Origin of the sequence: Campylobacter concisus (assembly GCF_002912895.1) — a bacterium.
Classification (GTDB): domain Bacteria; phylum Campylobacterota; class Campylobacteria; order Campylobacterales; family Campylobacteraceae; genus Campylobacter_A; species Campylobacter_A concisus_G.
On record NZ_POZX01000043.1, the window covers coordinates 1 to 581 of the forward strand.

Annotated in this window: 1 protein-coding gene; it reads left to right on the top strand. The window is 33.2% G+C overall.

Annotated features, from left to right (window positions below; all coding sequences use genetic code 11):
• On the top strand, nt 1-581 hold a 581-nt coding region (locus CYP51_RS05280; RefSeq protein WP_180997736.1), incomplete at both ends, for a hypothetical protein.

The following is a 581-nucleotide window of genomic DNA, read 5'->3' on the forward strand; positions in this document are numbered from 1 at the left end:
CCCAAATAGTTGATATTAAAGCTACTAAGGCTGGCCCTGAGCCAGTTTTTGATTTTAAGCCAGTTGATGATTCCGCTATTGCTTTAAATAATACCTTTAGAAAAACTGGCAAGATTGATCCTGCTGCTTCAACTTCATCAAATATTATAAAATCTCCACAAAAACTAGCCGATGTTTCTCCAAATTTAAGAAAATTTGATTTACCCAAAGACGCTTCGGTTTCTAAAATTGAAAACAATACTGTTGTTACCGCAAAGCTAAAGGATATGTCTAAGCCTATCCCCACAAAAGAAATAACTGTTCCTAATCAAGTTAAAAATATAAATCTTGATTATGATCTAAATACTATGCTTAAGGCTTCTGATAAGCCTACTCCTAATTTGCCGATGACAATTAAGCAAACCAGCAATACTGGCAATAAAGCAACCTACAAAGGTAATATTGTTACGCCTGATCAAAGTATTATTGATGTTGATGTTGTAGAAACTACTACGCAGACTGGTTCAAAGGTTCAAGATGTAACTTATTCTTATACTTATAAAACTCCAAAAGGTAATAGTAAATTTTCAACTGGTTATGTT